This is a genomic window from Actinosynnema pretiosum, assembly GCF_002354875.1.
Classification (GTDB): Bacteria; Actinomycetota; Actinomycetes; order Mycobacteriales; family Pseudonocardiaceae; genus Actinosynnema; species Actinosynnema auranticum.
Genome location: NZ_CP023445.1, coordinates 7,371,423 through 7,390,753 on the forward strand (window position 1 = coordinate 7,371,423; position 19,331 = coordinate 7,390,753).

The 19,331-nt window shown below is 74.0% G+C and carries 15 protein-coding genes and 1 pseudogene; 12 read left to right on the plus strand and 4 right to left on the minus strand.

The window, feature by feature from the left end:
- Positions 1-140: 140 nt before the first annotated feature.
- Together CNX65_RS31555 and CNX65_RS31560 are read left to right on the plus strand one after the other, a co-directional pair.
- A complete protein-coding gene (locus CNX65_RS31555) occupies positions 141-5,495 on the plus strand; it encodes an eIF2A-related protein (protein WP_096496993.1) in 5,355 nt (1,784 codons plus the stop codon).
- Between the two features lie 3 nt (positions 5,496-5,498).
- Positions 5,499-6,488 (plus strand): Gfo/Idh/MocA family protein, encoded by a 990-nt coding sequence (locus CNX65_RS31560; protein WP_096496994.1) that lies wholly within the window; start codon positions 5,499-5,501, stop codon positions 6,486-6,488.
- A gap of 1 nt (position 6,489) precedes the next feature.
- On the opposite strand, the gene CNX65_RS31565 is transcribed toward CNX65_RS31560, so the two are convergent.
- Positions 6,490-6,708 carry a hypothetical protein gene (locus CNX65_RS31565; protein WP_096496995.1) on the minus strand — a complete coding sequence of 73 codons (219 nt, stop codon included), beginning with the start codon at positions 6,706-6,708 and terminating at the stop codon, positions 6,490-6,492.
- Positions 6,709-6,809: 101 nt separating this feature from the next.
- Here CNX65_RS31565 and CNX65_RS31570 point away from each other — a divergent pair, with 101 nt between their 5' ends.
- The 3 genes from CNX65_RS31570 to CNX65_RS31580 are packed head-to-tail and all read left to right on the plus strand — an operon-like array spanning position 6,810 to position 8,533.
- Positions 6,810-7,643, plus strand: a complete 834-nt coding sequence (locus tag CNX65_RS31570; protein ID WP_096496996.1) for a helix-turn-helix domain-containing protein — start codon at positions 6,810-6,812, stop codon at positions 7,641-7,643.
- A gap of 13 nt (positions 7,644-7,656) precedes the next feature.
- A complete protein-coding gene (locus CNX65_RS31575; protein ID WP_096496997.1) occupies positions 7,657-7,830 on the plus strand; it encodes a DUF397 domain-containing protein in 174 nt (57 codons plus the stop codon).
- A gap of 46 nt (positions 7,831-7,876) precedes the next feature.
- Positions 7,877-8,533 (plus strand): DUF1707 SHOCT-like domain-containing protein, encoded by a 657-nt coding sequence (locus CNX65_RS31580; RefSeq protein WP_096496998.1) that lies wholly within the window; start codon positions 7,877-7,879, stop codon positions 8,531-8,533.
- A 137-nt stretch (positions 8,534-8,670) separates the two neighbouring features.
- Here the strand turns inward: CNX65_RS31580 and CNX65_RS38085 are convergent.
- Positions 8,671-8,898 (minus strand): annotated as a pseudogene (locus CNX65_RS38085) (tetratricopeptide repeat protein); the annotation flags it as partial.
- A gap of 370 nt (positions 8,899-9,268) precedes the next feature.
- Complete coding sequence (locus CNX65_RS31590; protein WP_096497000.1) at positions 9,269-9,694, minus strand: hypothetical protein; 426 nt, start codon at positions 9,692-9,694, stop codon at positions 9,269-9,271.
- Between the two features lie 247 nt (positions 9,695-9,941).
- Between CNX65_RS31590 and CNX65_RS31595 the strand changes: the two genes are divergently transcribed.
- From CNX65_RS31595 to CNX65_RS31615, 5 genes are all read left to right on the plus strand, one after another.
- On the plus strand, positions 9,942-10,265 hold the full coding sequence (locus CNX65_RS31595) for a hypothetical protein (RefSeq protein WP_096497001.1): 324 nt from the start codon (positions 9,942-9,944) through the stop codon (positions 10,263-10,265).
- A 5-nt stretch (positions 10,266-10,270) separates the two neighbouring features.
- A complete protein-coding gene (locus tag CNX65_RS31600; protein ID WP_096497002.1) occupies positions 10,271-11,446 on the plus strand; it encodes a C40 family peptidase in 1,176 nt (391 codons plus the stop codon).
- A 4-nt stretch (positions 11,447-11,450) separates the two neighbouring features.
- Entirely contained in the window at positions 11,451-11,825 is a 375-nt protein-coding gene (locus tag CNX65_RS31605) for a hypothetical protein (RefSeq protein WP_096497003.1), read from the plus strand.
- Positions 11,822-14,404 carry a YbaB/EbfC family nucleoid-associated protein gene (locus tag CNX65_RS38090; protein WP_096497004.1) on the plus strand — a complete coding sequence of 861 codons (2,583 nt, stop codon included), beginning with the start codon at positions 11,822-11,824 and terminating at the stop codon, positions 14,402-14,404. Before CNX65_RS31605 ends, CNX65_RS38090 begins: the two co-directional genes overlap by 4 nt.
- A gap of 82 nt (positions 14,405-14,486) precedes the next feature.
- The gene (locus CNX65_RS31615) at positions 14,487-15,701 is read left to right on the plus strand and encodes a primosomal protein (protein ID WP_096497005.1); all 1,215 of its coding nucleotides are present in this window, start codon (positions 14,487-14,489) and stop codon (positions 15,699-15,701) included.
- Positions 15,702-15,777: 76 nt separating this feature from the next.
- Here CNX65_RS31615 and CNX65_RS31620 read toward each other — a convergent pair whose 3' ends face one another.
- Positions 15,778-16,839: an adenosine deaminase gene (locus CNX65_RS31620; RefSeq protein ID WP_177154676.1), complete on the minus strand. Its 1,062-nt coding sequence runs from the start codon at positions 16,837-16,839 to the stop codon at positions 15,778-15,780.
- 321 nt (positions 16,840-17,160) lie between these two features.
- Here CNX65_RS31620 and CNX65_RS31625 point away from each other — a divergent pair, with 321 nt between their 5' ends.
- Together CNX65_RS31625 and CNX65_RS31630 are read left to right on the plus strand one after the other, a co-directional pair.
- Positions 17,161-18,348 (plus strand): coiled-coil domain-containing protein, encoded by a 1,188-nt coding sequence (locus CNX65_RS31625; RefSeq protein WP_041838571.1) that lies wholly within the window; start codon positions 17,161-17,163, stop codon positions 18,346-18,348.
- A gap of 341 nt (positions 18,349-18,689) precedes the next feature.
- Positions 18,690-19,274 (plus strand): hypothetical protein, encoded by a 585-nt coding sequence (locus CNX65_RS31630; RefSeq protein ID WP_157767920.1) that lies wholly within the window; start codon positions 18,690-18,692, stop codon positions 19,272-19,274.
- Positions 19,275-19,331 lie beyond the last annotated feature (57 nt).

A 19,331-nucleotide genomic window follows, 5' to 3' on the forward strand; every position in this document is an offset into this window, starting at 1 on the left:
GCGCGACCTGCTCGGACTGTCGGGGAATCCGCGGATGCCGTCATTCGACCGGGACGAGCGGCTGCGGGTGTGCACGCGGTTGGCATCGATCCCCCACCAGCACCCTGACCACGCTGCGCGACGTGTGGTAACCCTGAGAAGTGCACCCCGCCGCCTTACCCAGCTCAGCCGCCCGCGTCCTCGACGCCGACGACAACCCCGTCGGCGGGGCCGTGCTGCTGGCCGGCGGCAAGGTCATGACCTGCGCGCACGTCGTCAACCACGCCCTCCGCCGCCACGAGCGCGACCCCGCCCGCCCCGACGCGCCGATCCGCGTCCAGTTCGGCTCGCGCACCACCACCGCCCGCGTCGTCCACTGGATGCCCCCGCCCGCCCGAGAGGGCGACCCCGGCGACGACATCGCGGGCCTCGCCCTCGACGCGCCCCCGCCGGACATCCCCCCGGCCCGCCTGATCACCACCCTCCCCCGCCCCAACACCGTCGTCCGGATCTTCGGCTACCCCGCCAAACCCACCCGCCCCGACGGCGCCTGGGTGGACGCCCTCGTCAAGGGCCGCAACAGCCGGGGCCACCTCCAGCTCGAATCCACCTCCGCCCTCCGCGTCCAACCCGGCTTCAGCGGCAGCCCCGTCTGGGACGACGTCACCGGCCGCGTCGTCGGCATCATCGCCACCGCCGGGACCTCCACCCCGGACAGCTACGCGATCTCCGCCGAGCAGCTCCGCGTCGGCTGGTCCGCCCTCGGCAGCAGCCGCACCGCCAAGCGGCCCGACCTGGTCACCGCCCTGCACCTCCCCGGCCCCCGCGCGGGCGGCAAGACCTGGCCGTTCACCGCCGACGACCTGCTCCGCGACCTCCCCGCCGACACCCCGCCCGACCTCCTCGTCGTCGCGGGCGACCTCACCGAGCAGGGCGGCAAAGCCGAGTTCGCGCAGGCCTTCCGCCTCCTGGCCGACCTCGCCGAGGACCTCGACCTCCCCCGCGACCGCGTGCTCGTCGTCCCCGGCGCGCACGACGTGAACCGCAAGGCGTGCAAGGCCTACTTCGACACCGCCGAGGCCGACGACGAGGAGCCGGTCCCCCCGTTCTGGCCCAAGTGGAAGCAGTTCTCCGCCGCCTTCGACCGGTTCTACGACGGCCACTCCCCCACCTTCACCGCCGACGAGCCCTGGACCCTCTTCGAGATCCCCGACCTCTCGACCGTCGTCGCCGGCTTCAACTCCACCACCGCCGACACCCACGAGCGCGCCACCGCCAGCCTCGGCCGCGACCAGCTCTCCCGGTTCCGCGCGTGGCTCGACGGGTTCCGCGAGCCCGACCAGCTCCGGCTCGGCGTGGTGCACGGGGAAACCCCCGAAACCGTCCGGCAGGAAGACCTGCACCACCTCTTCTCCTCCCCCACCACCAACGACGGCTACCGGCTCGTCTCGTTCGACGCCTCCAGCACCACCCGCCAGGCCCGCCGCTTCGCGCACGGCCGCTGGACCGGCGACACCAGCATCAGCCCCACCGGAACCGCCTGGCGCGTCACCGAGCGCCGCAACGCCGACCCGGTCCCGCAGGAAAGCCCACCGCAAACCCAGCCACCCCCGTCCGGCAACGCCTTCTTCGACCGCGTCGTCGAGGCCACCCGCTTCGCGCACCCCGACGCGAGCACCGTGCCGCACCCGGAGAAGTCCTACCTGCGCGTCGGCCTCCCGATCCCCGGCGGCGGCGTGGACTACCGGCCGGTGGGCGTGGTCGACGGGGACCTGACCGAGGCCGACGTGGACGCGTTCGTCGTGGACGTGCACCGGCACTTCACCGCCGAGGACCCCGGCACCCGCTCGGAGATCGTCTACAGCGGTCGCCTCGCCTCCGCGGACCTCGTGGGCCGCGCGACCCGCCGGGGCGTGTCCCCGCGCAGCTGGGTCGAGTACCGGGGCCTGCTCGACCTCGGCCCGCTGGAGGAGCGCCTCAAGAGCGCCCTCGCCCGCGACAAGGTCTACCCCGAGGCGCTGTACACCGCGCAGCGCTACCGGGTCGTCGGCCGCCACTCGTCCGGCGAGGTGGAACCGGACCTGCTCGCGCGGGTGCTCGGCTGGCTCGGCCTGCGGGCGCGGCAGTTCGTGGTGGTGCTGGGGGACTTCGGGCGCGGCAAGTCGTTCCTGCTGCGGCAGCTGGCGCGCGCGCTGCCCGAGCACCTGGGCGGGGTGACGCCGCTGCTGGTGGAGCTGCGGTCGCTGCAGAAGGCCCCGACGCTCAACCAGCTGCTGGCGAACGCCCTGGTGGGCCAGGGCGTGGCCGTGGTCGACGTGGACAAGCTCCGGTACATGATCGCCAGCGGCCGGGTCGCGCTGCTGTTCGACGGGTTCGACGAGCTGGAGCTGCGCGTCGGCTACGACAACGCCGCCGACTACCTGCGCACCCTGCTGGAGGTGGTCGGCGGCGAGGCGAAGGTCGTGCTGACCAGCCGCACCCAGCACTTCCGCTCGGCCGCGCAGGTGCTGACGGCGCTGGGCGACGAGGTCGTGGCGACCGGGGCGAGCCGGGTGGTGGAGCTGGAGGACTTCACGCGCGGGCAGATCGTGGAGTTCCTGACCAAGCGGTACGGCGGCGACCACGAGCGGGCGCGGGCGCGGTTGCGGCTGCTGGACGAGGTCCAGGACCTGCTGGGGCTGTCGCGGAACCCCCGGATGCTGTCGTTCATCGCGGAGCTGGAGGAGCACCGGCTGCGGGAGGTGCAGCAGCGCAAGGGGACGATCAGCGCGGCGGACCTGTACCAGGAGCTGGTGGACTCGTGGCTGCTGCACGAGCAGGCCCGCCAGGAGCACCGGCACGGGCTGCCGGTGCTGGGCAGGGACGAGCGGCTGCGGGTGTGCACGGACCTGGCGACGCGGCTGTGGTCGACGGGCGCGAACGCGATCCAGGAGGACGAGCTGGGCGTGGTCGCGGTGGCGGCGCTGACCGAGGTGGCGGACCTGGGGTACACGCAGGACCAGGTGGCGCACGCGATCGGCTCGGGGACGCTGCTGGTGACGGGCGAGAGCGGCTTCGGGTTCGTGCACCGGTCGGTGATGGAGTGGCTGGTGGCGAACGAGGCGGCGCGGCGGTTGCGGGCCGGGGAGGGGTTGGGGGAGGTCGCGGGGCGGGCGATGTCGCGGCTGATGGTGGACTTCCTGTGCGACCTGGCCGGGCACGCGCGGGCGCGGCGGTGGGCCCTGTCGGTGTCGGTCGACGGGCTGGCGAGCGCGGAGGAGAAGCAGAACGCGCTGCTGGTGGTCGACCGGTTGGGCGGCAGCGGGTTGGAGGACCTGAGCGGGCTGGACCTGCGGACCGCCGACCTGTCCCGGCTGGACCTGCGCGGGACGCACCTGGCGGGCTCGGACCTGCGCGGGCAGCGGATCGACGGGGCCGCGCTGCGCGGCGTCGACCTGACCGGGGCGGACCTGCGGGGCGCCCGCGTCACCGGCGGCGACCTGTCGGACGCGGTGCTGACCGGGAGCCGCTGGGAGGGCGCGGCGCTGCTCGGGGTGGCCGGGACCGAGCGGCACCCGGAGCTGCGCGCGGCGGCGGTGAGCGGCCGGGACCGGGCCGAGGTGATGCTGGCGCGCAGCGGGCCCGTGCTCGCGGTGGCCTACTCGCCGGACGGCGAGCGGATCGCGCTGGCGCACGGCAGGCAGGTGGAGCTGCTGAACGCGGCGGGCCACTCGTCGCTGCGCTTCGTCGGCGAGCACGACGGCAAGGTCACCTCGGTGGCGTTCTCCCCGGACGGGACCCGCCTGGTGACCGGCGGCGAGGACCGGACGGCGCGGGTGTGGACCACCGACGGCGACCACGTCCTGACCCTCACCGGCCACGAGCGCACGATCACCGCCGTCGCCTTCTTCCCGGACGGGACGCGGATCGCCACCGGCAGCCGGGACGGCACCACCCGCACCTGGACCGCGGCGGGCGAGCCGCTCCGCGTCCTCACCAGCGACTCCAGGCCGGTCACCGCGCTCGCGCTCTCCCCGGACGGCAGGCTCATCGCCACCGGCAGCAGCACGGGCACCGCGCACGTGTGGACGTCGGGCGGCGAGCGCGTCGCGGAGCTGGCGGGCCACGAGAACTGGATCAACGCCGTCGCGTTCTCGCCGGACGGCGCCCGCGTCACCACCGCCAGCAGCGACCGGACCGCCCGCACCTGGACCACCGACGGCGCCCAGGTCGCCGTCCTCACCGACGACGTCGGCCCGGTGACCGCGCTCGCCCACTCCCCCGACGGCAAGCACGTCGCCACCGGGGCCAGCGACGGCGCCGGGCACGTCTGGACCGCCGACGGCTCCCTCGTCGCCACCCTCCTCGGCCACCAGGGCGTGATCACCTCGATCGCCTACTCGCCCGACGGCGCGATCATCACGACCGCCAGCAGCGACAAGACCGCCCGCAACTGGAACGCGGACGGCGGCCTGGTCGCCATCCCGACCACCCGCTCCCGGACCGTCACCTCGGCCGCCTTCGCGCCGAACGGCCGGTTCCTGGCCACCGCCAGCAGCGACGGCGCGACGCGGGTGTGGACGCGGGAGGGGATGCTGGTGACCACCCTGCACGGGGACGGGAACCGGGTGAACGCGGTCGCGTTCTCCCCCGGCAGCCACCGCATCGCCACGGCGGGCCACGACGGCACCGCGCACGTCTGGGCGGGCGACGGCTCCAGCACCGCCACCCTCGTCGGGCACGAGCACCGGGTCAACGCGGTGGCGTTCTCCCCGAGCGGCGAGCTGATCGCCACCGCGGGCAGCGACCAGACCGCGCGGTTGTGGGACTCGGAGGGGAACGCGCGCGCGGTGCTCACCGGGCACCGGAACTGGGTCACCTCCGTCGTGTTCTCCCCGGACGGCGAGCTGGTCGCGACCGCCAGCCACGACGGCACCGCGCGGATCTGGTCGGTCGACGGCAGGCCCGTGACGGACTTCGTCAAGCACCCCAGGCCGGTCACCTCGGTCGCGTTCTCCCCGGACAGCGCGGCGATCGTCACCGGCGGCAACGACGGCACGCCTCGCCTGTGGACCGCCGAGGGCGGCCTGATCAGGTCCCTGCCGAGGCACCGGGGCCGGATCACCGCCGTCGCCTTCTCCCCGCGCGGCGCGCACGTCGCCACCGCGGGCAGCGAGGGCGACGCGCACGTGCTGGGTCTGGACGGGACGGTGCGCGCCGTCCTGCGCGGGCACAGCGAGAGCGTCATGGCGGTCGCCTTCTCCCCGCGCGGCAACCACCTCGCCACCGGCAGCGTCGACGGCACCACCCGCCTGTGGACCGCCGACGGCACCCACGTCGCCACCCTCATCGCGACCCACGACGGCTGGGCGGCGCTGTTCCCCGACGGGTCCTACAAGCACGGCGGGGACGTGGGCGCTTTCCTGTGGTGGGCCATGAAGTCCTGCCGGTTCGAGGTCGGCGAGCTGGACCGCCACCACCCCGAGATCCGGCGCCTGCCTCACAGCGCCCCCATGCCCCCGCCGCTACCCTCGTGATCCATGAGCGACCGCGTGCGGATCGGGGTTCTCGGGGCTGCCGCCATCGCCCCCGCCGCTCTCGTCAAGCCGGCCCTCAAGTCGTCCGCCGCGGAAGTGGTCGCGGTCGCCGCGCGGGACCCCGAGCGGGCCAGGGCGTTCGCGGACAAGAACCTCGTGCCGAAGGTCTTCGACGACTACCAGGCGCTGCTCGACGACCCCGACGTCGACGCCGTCTACAACCCGCTGCCCAACGGGCTGCACGGGAAGTGGACGTTGAAGGCGCTCGCGGCGGGCAAGCACGTGCTGTGCGAGAAGCCGTTCGCCGCGAACTCCGAGGAGGCCGAGCGGGTCGCCGAGGCGGCCGAGGCCAGCGGGCTCGTGGTGATGGAGGCGTTCCACTACCGGTACCACCCGCTCGCCAGGCGCATGGTCGAGGTGCTGCCCGAGCTGGGCGCGCTGCGGCACGTGGAGGCGCGGATGTGCTTCCCGCTGCCCAGGTTCTCGAACATCCGCTACGACTGGGACCTCGCGGGCGGGGCGCTGATGGACGCCGGGTGCTACGCCGTCAACGCGGTCCGGATGCTCGGCGGCGAGCCCGAGGTGCGCAGCGCGCGGGTGCGGCTGCGCAACCGGAAGGTCGACCGGGCGGTCAAGGCGGACCTGGTGTTCCCCGAGGGGCACGTCGGGTTCGTGCACGCCTCCCTGTGGTCGGGCGCGGTGCTGAAGCTGTCCGCGCGGGTCATCGGGGAGAAGGGCGAGCTGCGGGTGGCGAACCCGTTCATGCCGCAGTTCGGGCACCGGATGGCGGTGCGGTTGGACGGGCACACCAGGAACGAGCGGTTCGGCTGGAAACCGTCGTACCGGTACCAGCTCGACGCCTTCACGGACGCGGTCCTGCACGGCAAGCCGTTCCCGACGACGGCTCGGGACGCGGTGGCGAACATGAAGGTGGTCGACGCGATCTACCGCGCGGCCGGGCTGCCGGTGCGGGTGCCGACGGCCCAGGCGTGACCTAGGCGTTCTCCTGGTCCTCGAGGTGCAGCTTGTGGCTGAGCTCGGTGTCGTTGACCAGCACGCGGAAGTGGCCGACGAGCGAGGCGTAGTCGGGTTCGCGGCACTCGATCGCGGACCCGTTGGCGGGCGGGGTGACGGCGATCTTGAGCTCCCAGTTGGCGTAGGCGCCGCTGATCTTCCAGGTGCGCTCGACGGCTTGTTCGGTGGGCGATTCCATGCTGGGAACGGTGGTTTCTTGCCGGCGGGGCACGCAAGCCCTTCCACTTTCGGGTGATCAACACTTTCTTGCCCGCGTGGCAAGACGCGAGAGTCTGCGGCATGACGCACAAGGGGGCTTCGTTCCGGCAACGGCGGGTGTCCGCCGAGCTGCGGGCGCTGCGGGTCGCACGGGGACTGACCTGCGCGGACGTGGCGCAGGCGATCGGGGCGTCGGAGAGCAAGATCAGCCGGATGGAGACGGGCAAGCGCGGGTTGTACGCCTACGACGTGGCGGCGATCCTGGGCTTCCTGCAAGCACCGCAGAAGTTGCGGGAAGAGCTGATCGACCTCGTCAACGCGGGCGAAGCCCGGAACTGGCACACGGTCAGCGCGGTTCCAGGGCAGTGGCGGGACCTGATCGCGCTCGAACAGCAGGCATCGGCGCTCTACAACTACGAGACGATGTTGGTGCCAGGTCTGGCACAGACGGCCGAGTACGCACGCGCGATCCTGAAAGGGCTCGGCGACAAGATCCCGGACCACGACTTGGAAACTCTGGTGGCCGCGCGACTGAGCAGGCAAGCAATCATCGGTCGCACCGTTGTGCACCTGCTGCTGGACGAGAACGTGCTGATGCGCTCCTTCGGCGATCCGGTGATGATGCACGCGCAGCTACAGCACCTCGCGGCCATGGGCAGCAGGCGCAAGGTGACGATCCAGGTAGTCCCCTTGGACGGCGGAATGCACCCTGGTCTCAGCGGGTCCTTCATGCGCTTGGAGTTCACCGACCAACCCGGACTGGTCTACACCGAAAGCCGGAACATCAGCAGTTTCCTCGAAGAGGACGCGCACCTGATCAGCGCTAAGCTTGCCTGGAAAGAGCTTGTTGCACTGGCGCTGGCACCTGACGCCTCGGTGGCGCTGATTGCCGGGTACGCGGGCAAGTTGATCTGACAGGAGCACGACCGTGAACTCGAAGTGGCGCAAGTCCAGTCGCAGCAACGCCGCAGCCAACTGCGTCGAGGTGGCCCGCACCCCGAACGGAGTACTGGTCCGGGACTCCAAGAACCCGAACGGCCCAGTGCTGCGCTTCTCCGCAGCGGCATGGGGGCAAACCCTGAAATCAACCCTGGAATCGTGACCGACCAGGGGGTACCGCACCCCCTCCCGCTCCTAGACTGACCACCGTGAGCGACGAGCTGGTCCCGGACCCCCGTCAGATGCGCGCCTCCGACGCCGACCGCGAGCGCGTGGCGCAGGTCCTGCAGAAGGCGCACGGCGAGGGTCGCATCGACCTGGGCGAGCTGGACGAGCGCCTGGCCTCGGTGTACGCGGCGAAGACGTACGGCGAGCTGGTGCCGCTGACCTCCGACCTCGGCGTGCTGCCGTACGGCGAGGTGTCCGGGCAGCAGCTCCAGCAGCAGCGGTCGCTGGCGAACCGGGTCGACCCGTCGGCGATGCAGGGCCCGTCGACCTCGTTCGCGTTCTGGTCGGGCGTCGAGCGCAAGGGCGACTGGGTCGTGCCGCCGACGCACACGGCGATCGCGGTCATGGGCGGCATCGAGATCGACCTGAGCCGGGCGCGGTTCGCGCAGCAGCACACCACGATCAGCGCGAGCTGCTTCTGGGGCGGCATCGTGATCTACGTGCCCGAGGAGGTGACCGTGCAGGTGGACGGCACGGGCATCATGGGCGGCTTCGACGACAAGACCCACCGCACGGAGACGATCCCCGGCGGTCCGGTGGTGCGCATCACCGGCTTGGCGATCATGGGCGGCGTGGAGGTGCGGCGCCCGAAGCGCCCGAAGCTCAAGCGCGGCGACCGGGGCGAGCTGACGGACTGATCCCGGCGGGCGCGGCTCAGCCGAGCCGCGCCCTGAGCCCGGCGGCCTCCCCCCGGACGTCCGGCCGCGATCAGGCTGCGGCCCAGCGCGAGGCGGCCACGGGCCGCGGTCCAGGTGTCGGCCGGCTCCTCGAAGACCCGGACGGCCTCGGTTCCGCGCGCCACCGCCTCGGCGAACTCGCCGAGGCCCGCCGCGCACCGGCCGAGGCTGAGCAGGGCCATGCCCGCGCCGCGCCGCTCGCCAGCACCGGTGAACACCTCCAGCGCCTCGGCGAAGTGCCCGCGCGCGCCCGCGTGGTCCTCCCGGTCGGTCAGCACCGGGCCGATGCCGCGCGCGGCGGACCCGGTCACCCAGTCCGGCCGCACGCCCCGGCCGGTGCTCGCCGTGGTCGACGGCGCGCGCCCAGACGGCCTCGAACGCGTCGCGGCGGGGCAGCCGGCGGACCCGCCCGCCAGGGGCGGTGCGGATGCCGGACGACCACTCCCGGAAGGCTGGGCCAGCAGGTTCGCGCACCTCCCGCATTCCAGGGTGCACCGCAGAAGCGCGACGACCGGCGAACAGCCCAGCGAGCGTCGGCGTTGACGGTGACCACCGTGCTCGCACCAGCGGCTGACACGGCCACCAACCCGACCGGGTCAGCCGGAGAGAGGTTTTCCGCGCGTTCGAGGAAAAGAGAACCTGGCCGCAGATCCGCGGCCAGGCGAGTGGTTCTCCGGTCTGCCGGGGTCGACGGCCCTAGTACCAACCATCACCCGATCGTGCGGCCTGGCTGTCGACCTCGGCGGCGGCCAGGTGGGACAGGGCGGCGACCGCCTCCTGGAGCTCGCGCTGGCGCTCGGGGGTCTGCTCGGCCTCCAGGCGGACCTCGATCCGGCTGCACCCCGCGCCGTCCTCGGTGACCACGGCCTCGCCGCCGTCCCAGGTGACCCTCCGGACCGACTCGTCCACCCGCACCCCGGTGGGTTCGATGCCCGGCAGGTGCTCGGTCAGGTTCTCCGGGCGGGCGACGAACTCGAACAGCCGCTGCGCGGGCAGGTCGACCGGCGCCCGGTAGGTGTAGGTGGTCATGCCGGGCGAGTACCCCCGGTCCGGGCGGCCGAACCCGAGGGCGTCGAACGGGTGAGCGGGGCCGGTCGGCACGGGGTGCGACACCGCCGTCACGCACGGGCGCCGCCGCGCCCGAGAGCGCTCCCGGGGGTCCCCGGCCGCGTCAACCGGGTGTAAAAATGCGAGTGGCCCTCGGCAGGCGCCGACCCGGCGCCGCCGCGCGTCCCCCGGCTCGTCGGACCGCCTCGCGGTGGCGCGCGGGAGCGCCGCGCCCCTGGGTGCGATCTGCGTCGAAAGACCATCGCGGTCAGGCGCTGTCGGGCACTATCAGGGTGATTTCGAGCGGGCACGAGGGGGCAGGGTGGAACAGGGGTTCGGCGTCGACACGGCGGCGCTCGGCGGGTACGGGACGACGGCCTCCGGGCTCGCGGGCGAGGTGGCCGAGGTCGGCTCCGGGACGCTGTCCGGGGTGGACTCGCTGGCCGCCGACAGCTTCTCGAAGCTGGGCGAGGAGGTCGGTCTGGCCGCCGCGTTCCAGCGGGCCGCCCGGCAGCAGCTCGACGGGGCCTCGGGCGCCGCGAAGGCCCTCGACGCGCTCGCCACCGCCGTCCGCGACACCGCCACCGACTACGCCGAGCAGGAGACGCGGAACAGCGCCGCCCTGAACGACGCCTACCGGGTCTGACCGCCGTGGACGTCTCCGGGCTGATCGGGGCCCTCATCCAGCCGATGAAGGACGACCTGGCCAAGCTGCAGGGCGACACCGGCGGCGCCTCGCGCGCGGCCGACTCGCTCGGCAGGGCCGCCTCCTCGTTCGAGGAGATCGGCGGCAAGCACTCCGGCGCGGCGCGCGAGGTGCTCGGCACCTGGTACGGCGAGAAGGCGGGCGTCTTCCAGGACCGCGTGGCCAAGTTCGACGGCGGCGTCGACCTGCTCGCGCGCAACGCCGCCGCCGCGCGGGACGCCGCGGGCGCCGCCGTGTCCACCGTGGAGTCCGGGCGCACCTCCGTGCAGCGCCTGATCGACGAGTTCACCGACTGGGCGACCCCGAAGCTGTCGACCGCAGCCGCGCTGGACAAGATCGGCGCGCAGGGCGCGGTGCTCGGCATCACGGCCGCGGTGACCGCGCGCGGCGTGGAGTACCAGGGGCGCTCGGCGAAGGAGATGGACCGGCTCAGGGACGAGCTGAAGGCCGTCGCCGACCGGCTCGCCGCGCTCCAGCCCGCCGACTTCGGCGGCGTCGGCGACGGCATCGGCGCGGAGAACGGCGGGACGACCACGGCCGCGAGCGCGCAGGACGGCGCGGGCAAGCGCGAGCCCTCCGCCTACCCCGGACCGTCCGACAGCGGCGGCGGGGGCGGGAGCGGCGGCGGTGGCGGGGGTGGCGGTGGCCACAGCGGTGGCGGCGGAGGAGGGGGTGGCGGTGGCGTCGGACCCCGGCTGCCGGTCGCGATCCCGCCCCAGCCGGGCACCGGGGTGGGCGTCAACCTGCCCGACGGCAGCTCCGCCGAGGCCCCCAACGAGATCGCCGCGCAGGCGGTCCGCAACGCGCTGTCCGCGCTCGGCACCCCGTACGTCTGGGGAGGTCAGAACCCTCCCCAGGGCACGGACTGCAGCGGGTTGACCAAGTGGGCGTACGCGGGCGCGGGCCTGGACATCCCCCGGCTCGCCCAGTCGCAGACGGTCGGCGCGTCCGTCCCCGCCGGGCAGCTGCTGCCCGGCGACCTGGTGGTGTGGGACGGGCACGTCGCGATGGTGATCGGCAACGGGCAGATGGTGGAAGCGGGCGATCCGGTTCAGGTGGGGGCCATCCGCACCGACAACATCGGCATGGCGTTCTACGGGTTCTACCGACCGACGGGCTGAGTGCGTGGACGAGGTCGAGCGGGTGGCCCGGCGGGTCGCCGACGCGGAGCGGGCGATCACCGACCAGCTGGCCAGGACCGGGCCGCTGGTCGGTCGCGCGTCGTCCCCCGACGGCGCGGTCGAGGTGGTCACCGCACCCGGCGGTCCGCCCCTTGAGGTGCGGATCAGCCGCGCGGCGCTGAGCATGGGGGCGGACGGGCTGGCGGCCGAGATCCTGCGGGTGGCGGAGCGCGCCGCCGCCGCCGCGGGCGCGGTGGCCGAGCGCGCGCTGGCCGGGGTCGCCGAGCCGGGCGGGCTGGTCGAGGCGGGCATACCGGTCGCCGACCGGCGCGACGACGAGGACTTCGGTGACGGGAGCTACCTGAGGGGAACGCGGTGAACGAGCAGCGACTGGTCGCGGCCGACCGGCTCACCTCGGTGCTCGCGGGCGCGACCGGCACCGCCACCCACCCGAACGGCCTGGTCAGGGTGACCGCGACGGCCAACGGGGTGCTGCGCGACCTGAAGATCCAGCCCGCCGCGCTGGAGCGCGGGGCGCGGGAGCTCGGGGCGCTGGTCGCCGAGACCGCGAGGCTCGCCACCGACGCGGCCGTGCAGACCGGGTACAACGAGCTGGCGAAGGCGATGGGCGACTCGGTGGCCTCGGCGGTGGAGGCCGTGGTCGGGCCGCCCCCGCAGCCGCAGGGACCGCAGGCCGTCGCGGGCCCCGGAGGCGGGGACGGCGCCGGAGCGGGCGCCGGGCCGGGTGGCGGTGCGGGTGGCGGTGGGGCAGGCGCTTCGGGCGCGGGTCTTAGGACCGGTGCCGGATCGCGCGGGGCCGGGCACACTGGCGGGTGGTCGGCCGCGAAGTCGGAGGAACAGGGAGTCATGGACCCCTCCCAGTGGCAGGAAGAGGGCGAGGAGCCGGACACCCCGCGTCGGGGGTCGGGCCGCGAGGACGTGCGCGGGTGGCGGCAGGCCGAGCCCCAGTCGCGGTCCGGGTGGCCGTCCGCGCGCTCCGCGCCGGGGCAGAGCTGGGCGGGCAAGCAGGCCGAGCGGGTGCCGACGTGGCGGGAGACCCAGGAGCGGGACCGCGCGCGGGCCGAGGAGCGCGAGCGGCAGCGCGCCAGGGAGGCCAGGGAGCTGGAGCAGGCCGAGCAGGACAAGGCCGCCCAGGAGGAGGCCGAGCGGGCACGCGCCGAGGAGCTGGAGCGCGAGCGGGAGCTGGCGCAGGAGCGCGAGCGGGAGCAGGTCCGGGCCAGGCAGCTGGAGCGCGAGCGCGCCCTCGAACGGGAGCGGCAGCAGGAGCGCGAGCGGGCCGAGCAGGAGCGGGTCCAGCAGGAACGCGCCGAGCAGGAACGGGCCGAGCAGGAACGGACCGAGCAGGAGCGCGCCGAGCGGGCCGAGCAGGAGCAGGACGACGAGCCCGAACCCGCGCCCGGACTGGAGCGGGTGCTCAAGCGCGCCCGCGACCTGGGGCTGGACGTGGAGCTGGAGCGCGAGGCGAACGCCGAGGAGGAGGCCGCCGAGCACGTCACGAGCAAGATCGTCCGGCCGGTGCCGCCCGCCGCGAGCCCCTCGGAGCCCGCGCTGGGCGACGCCGCGAGCGCCGGGCAGGTCCCGGCCTCGGCCGAGCACGCCTGGCAGCCGCCCACCGCCTCCTCGTGGCAGGCGTCGGCCGACCGGGGCGCCGCGGGCGGCGGCAGCGCGCCGTGGCAGCGCGAGGGCAGCCAGGTCCCGCTCCAGACCTCGACCGAGCAGGGCGAGGGCGGGCAGGAGCAGCGCGAGGGCAGGCACCACGCGGCGGGGCGCGGCGGGCAGGGCGCACCCGGTGAGCAGCCGTGGGAGTGGAAGCCGTCCGTGATCGCGGGGGCCGAGAACAGCCCCGGCGGGCAGCCTCCGGCGCCCCAGAACCAGGGCAACCAGGGCCAAGCGCCCCAGAGCCCGGCAGCCCAGAGCCCGGCGGCCCAGAGCCAAGCAGCGCAGAACCCGGCGACTCAGAACCAGGCGGCCCAGCACTCGGCAGCGCAGCACTCGGCCGCACAGGGCACGGCGGCGCAGAACCCGGCCGCGCAGGGCACGGCAGCGCAGAACCCGGCCGCGCAGGGCACGGCGGCCCAGTCCCCGGCAGGTCAGGCCCCCGCGTCCCCGGTCGCGGCGCCGCAGGTTCCGGCAGGCCAGGGCTCGGGACCGCAGGCGGCGCCCGCGCAGCCGTCCGCGCCGAGTCCCGCGCCGCTCACCGGGCGTCCGCAGGGGCGGCTCTCCGGGCGGCCGTCGCGGCGCGACCTGGGCGTCGAGCTCCCCCAGAACCCGCTGTTCCCCCAGGCGCCGGGCCAGTCCCGCGCGCCGTCCATGCCGCAGCCGCCGCCCGGCACGGCCGCGGCGATGCCGGTGGCCGCGATGGACACCCGGTGGCAGTCGTTCGCGACCGACCACCCGGTGGCCGCCGACCGCGTCGCCGCCTGGCACGCCAGCGACTGGCGGCCCACGATCGCCTACGACGAGCCGCAGGGCGGTCAGCCTCCGAACGGCCCCCAGGGCGGTCCCCGGAACCTCCCCGGACCGCAGCAGGGCCGCCCCGGCGGTCCCGGCGGCCGTCCGCCCGGCGCGCTGACCCGCCCGCCGCAGCAGCTCCCGCCGGGCGCGGGCACGATCCCGCCCGGCGCCGTGCCGCCCGGTGCGGGCACGATCCCGCCCGGCGGCCCCGGCCGGTTCCCGCCGCCGCCCGCCAACCCGGTCCCGCCGGGGCCGTGGCAGCGCGGGGTGGGCCAGGGCGGGGTGGGCCAGGGCGGTCCCCAGGGCCCGCAGGACGGCTACCAGCAGCAGCACGGCGGCCAGCAGCCGTGGGCTCCCCCCGGCGGGCCCCAGGGCGGTGGGCAGAACCGGGGCGGCTACCCGCCCCCGCCGCCCCCGCCCGGCCGTCGCGGCGGGCCCCGCCCCGAAGACGAAGGGGACCGGTACCGCAGCCAGCGGCGGTAGTCGGAGATCGACCCCGTAGGCTCTGGTCCCGCACCGCACGGGCTGCAAGGCGTTGGCCGCAAGGCGTTGACCGGGAGGTCTGATGGCGCAGGACATCGTCCCGATCGAGCTGGGACTCACCCAGGGGGACGTCGTCACCCTGTGGGCTCCCCGCTGGCGGGAGGAGGGCGAGGAGTGGGAGGCCTTCCTCGGGCACGAGGAGGACCTTTACGCCTTCCCCGACGCCGCGCACCTCGCGGCGTTCGTGCGCGAGGCCGAGGAGCACGACCTCACCGACCACCCCGCGTGGCACGTGGTGCCCGCGCTGGGGGTGGAGGAGCTCTCCCCTGACGAGAACCACCAGTTCGACCTGGTCGGCGTGCCCGAGCTGGTCGCCGAGGACCCCGACACCTGGGTGATCGGCGAGCTGGCCGACGTGGTGTCGATCGTGCGGTCGCTGGCCGAGGTGTGCGACCTGGAGAAGGTCCACGAGGTGCTCGACTCGGCCGAGGGCTTCGCGCTGCTGCCGCAGGGCACGCTGCCGTTCACCGGCCGCGAGGGCAAGGCGCTGTGGAGCGAGCTGGGCCAGGTCGTCGCGGAGAAGTGGGACGAGGTGCTCGACGCGATCGACGAGGTCGTGTCCACCCCGGACGTGGACGAGGCCGCGCTCGCGAAGGGGCAGGAGGAGCTGGCCGCGTACCAGGAGGCGGTCGAGGCCGCCCGCGCCGAGGACGACGACGTGGAGGAGGACGAGGAGGGCGGGACCGCCCCCACGTTCTGGTCCGAGGTCGGCATCGACCCGGTGAAGATCATCACCAGCGCGGGCGAGTACTACACGCTGCGCTGCTACCTGGACGACGAGCCGCTGTTCCTCGGTCGCCGGGGGAAGATCGACGCGTTCACCTCGCCGCGCGCGCTGTCCCGGTTCATCGTGGAGGCCGACGACAACGACCTCACCGAGGTGTCGACCTGGCAGGAGCTGGTGGTCAAGGCGACCGGCGGCGACCTGGAGGTCGAGGTCGACCCGGACAACGTCTACGTGCTGACCGGCCTGGACGAGGACATCGCCGAGGGCCCCGACGGCATCGACCCGACCCAGCTGGACCTGGTGGTCGAGCTGCTGGAGGACGCGGCCGACTGGGCGGGCGACGACAGCGTGAAGCTGGCGCTGAACCAGTCCGAGAGCCTGGGCTGGCTGGTGTCGTACGTGCTCAAGCCCGACCCCAACCGGTTGGCCCCGAGCGCGCCGTACGACGCCGAGGTGGCCGCGTGGCGGGCGCTGTCGGCGGCGTTCGAGGACCGGCTGCGCGTGCACTAGTCGCCCGACGTGCGGAGGGGGCGTTCCCGACCTGGTCGGGAACGCCCCCTCCGCGTCGTGCGGCCGGAGCTCCGGGTCAGCCCTTGAGGGCGGCGTAGCCGGGCTCGACGACGTCCCGGATCAGCGCCCGGCGCTCGTCGAGGGGCAGGAAGGCGGCCTTGGCGGCGTTGGTGGTGAAGGTCCGCAGGTCGTCCCAGCCGAAGTCGAACTCGCGCACGACGGCGGCGAACTCGCCGGTCAGGGAGCAGTCGCTCATCAGCCGGTTGTCGGTGTTGAGCGTGACGCGGAAGCCGAGGTCGGCCAACCGCTTGACCGGGTGCTCGGCGATGGAGGCGAACGCGCCGGTGTGCACGTTCGAGGTCGGGCACATCTCCAGGGCGATGCGGCGGTCGCGCACGTACGCGGCCAGGCGGCCGACCTCGTCGCCCTTGACGTCCTCGATGATCCGGACGCCGTGGCCCAGCCGCTCGGCGCCGCAGCGCTGCACGGCCCGGTGGATGGACTCCGGGCCGTCGGCCTCGCCCGCGTGGACGGTGAAGTGGGCGTTCTGCTCGCGCAGGTACTCGAACGCGGACAGCTCCCTGGTCGCCGGGAACCCGGCCTCGGGGCCCGCGATGTCGAAGCCGACGACGCCCGCGTCGCGGTAGCGGACGACCAGGTCGGCGATGCGCTGCCAGCCGTCGTTCTGGCGCATGGCGCACAGCAGGGCGTTGACCCTGATCCGGTTGCCGGAGGCGGCCTCGCCCTGGCGGAAGCCCTCGTTCACCGCCTCCACGACCTGCTCGAGGCGCAGGCCGCGGTCGGTGAACAGCTCGGGGGCGTAGCGGACCTCGGCGTAGGCGACGCCGTCGTCGGCCAGGTCCTGCGCGGCCTCGGCGGCGACCCTGACCAGGGCGGCCTCGTCCTGCATGACGCCGCAGGTGTGCGCGAAGCCCTCCAGGTAGCGCACCAGCGAGCCGGAGTCGGCGTTGTCCCGGAACCAGGCGCCCAGCTCGGCCGGGTCGGCGGTCGGCAGGCCCTCGTGGCCGCAGGCGTCGGCCAGCTCGATCACGGTCTGCGGGCGGAGACCACCGTCGAGGTGGTCGTGCAGCAGGACCTTGGGGGCGGCCAGGAGCGCTTCCGGCGAGAGGGGATTCATGGTCGACACCGTATCCTCCGGGCCCGGTGGCGCGTTGTTCAGTCGTGATGCAGAACTTTGCGCTACGCGGGTGTGACGACATATCACCCGCAAGGGTCAGGATTCCTCGGCAGAGGGACTTGGCCAGCGCTGTTACCTGCCGGTACAGCAGGATTAGTTCACACTGATGGACTACAAGCTAGATCAAGATGGGCGATCCCGCCTAGGGGGTAGTACCTGTCACCCCGTGGACGCGGTTAGGCTCCCGGACGTCTCCCCTCCCCTGGACGAAGGCACCCAGCCGTGAACGAGAACAGCAACTCCACGATGTCCTTCGATCGGATGCGCAACATGCTCACGCGCGCCGCGGAGATCCGTGAGAGCGAACAGCAGCAGATCTTCGACGCGCTGGACGAGATCCACGCGCGGATGTCCCCGCTCGAGACGCTGGGTTCCGTTCGCAAGCGGCTGTCGGAGCTGCCCGACCGGACCGAGGTCAGCGTGCTGGCCGAGCGGCTGGACGAGGCGCTGTCCCGCCTGGAGGCGCAGGACACCGCCGTGCAGGGCATCAACCGCGCGGTGGAGGGCCTGGTCGACAAGCTCGCCAAGCCGTTCGCCCAGCTCGACGGCAGGCTCGACGGCGTCGCCGGGCGCTTCGAGGGCGTCGCGGGCCGGATGGACGGCCTGGAGGACAAGCTGTCGCACATCCACAAGCGGCTGGACGACCTCGACGGCCACCTGGACAAGCAGGACGGCAAGGTCGAGCAGCTGCCCGGCGCGGTGACCACGCCGCTGCGCGAGCGCATCGAGTCGCTGGAGGCGGCGCTGCGGTCGCGCATCGACGAGGTGGACGAGGGCGTGCACGAGCACCTCGACGGCACCCGCGAGGCGCTGCAGCGGACCGTGTCCGACACGTCGGGCGCGCTGCACGGGCGGTTGGACGAGACGCGCGACAACATCAACTCGACCAGGGACGGGTTCCACGCCGCGCTCACGTCGACCAACGACAGCCTGCACTCGGCGCTCGCGGACACCCGCAGCACCGTGCACGGCAAGCTGGACGAGGCCCGCGAGGCGCTGCACGCCGCGCTGGACGAGACCAGGGACCAGGTCGACGCGACCGACCGCCTGGAGGCGCTGGCGCAGCGCCTGGAGCAGGTCACCTCGCGCCTGGACACCATGACCACCAGGCTCGACGCGGTGGAGGACGACTTCGCGACGCGGCTCAGCGAGCTGTCGGGCGTGGTCGAGTCGAGCATGGCGAAGGTCGAGGGCAAGATCTCCGAGCGCCCCGACGCGGACTCGCTCACCTCGATGGTCAACCGCAGCAACAAGGAGTCCGAGCTGCGCATCGGCGGCCAGCTGGACGAGGCGATGGCGACCTTCGCGGAGCTGATCCTCGGCGGCGGCCCGTCCTCCGCTCCCCCGCCCCCCACCGCCCTTCCCCGGCCGCAGCGGCGGGTGCGGAAGAACGGGCCGAAGAACGGCGAGCTGCGGGACGACGACGACCTGGACGCCCAGGGCGCCTGAGCGGCGGCTGGACGGACGGCGGCGAGCCGGACAGGTGGACTTGAGCGCCTGACCGCGGGCGCCCGCTGGTCGGGGAGACTCCAGCGCGGCGCGAGTGCTCGAAGGGCCCGGCCCCCACGGGGGTCGGGCCCTTTCGCGTCCCAAGGCGACCGGGGCGCGGGGCGGGAACGCGGCGCAGGGGTGCGCGTTCCCGCAGTGCTTCGAGCACCGTCGAAAGGCAGGGGCGGGCGGGCGGGGCGCGGCTAGCGTCGGGGGTGCCCGCGGGACCGGGGAGTCCGGCGGGCGCCGATCGCGGGGCGTCCGGTTCCACGACCGCCCCGCGCGATCCACCAGGGGGAACCGTGGTTCGGAGGAGCGGCAGGCTCATCGCACTGGGAGCGGTGGCGGCGGCTGTGGTGTCGCTGCTGCTGGGCGGCACGGCGAGCGCGTCCGGGGAGCGCTCGTTCACCGCGCAGGCCCGCGCGGCCGGGTTGACGGCGGCGCAGGTCGAGGGGTTGCAGGACAAGGTCGACGGCTACCTGCGGGAGCTGGGTGACCGGGGCAAGCAGGTCGCGCCCAACCAGATCGAGCTCGGGGGCGCGGTGCTGAACGTGACGGTGCCCGGCGAGGACCAGCCGAGGGTCCTCGGCGAGGTCACCGCGAACGTCAACAACGCGGCCCAGTGCAGCGGGAACTGGGCGCGGTACGGCTGGTTCTGCGCGTACCGGGACCAGTGGTTCAGCGGCGACAACATCGGGATGTACGCCTGCGGTGACTACTACATCCCGTGGTACACGACGGGGTCCTGGCACAACAACCAGACCACCGGCACCAGGCCCTGGCTCTACTTCACGACCGGCGAGGGCCCCTGGCACATGCCCCCGGCGGACTCGCAGCAGGCGAGCGGCGTCGGCTGGAGCCCGGTGCTGTACATCGACAACTGCTGATCCCGGAACGCCGAAGGGGCGCGGCCACCCGGCCGCGCCCCTTCCGCTCGTCCCGCT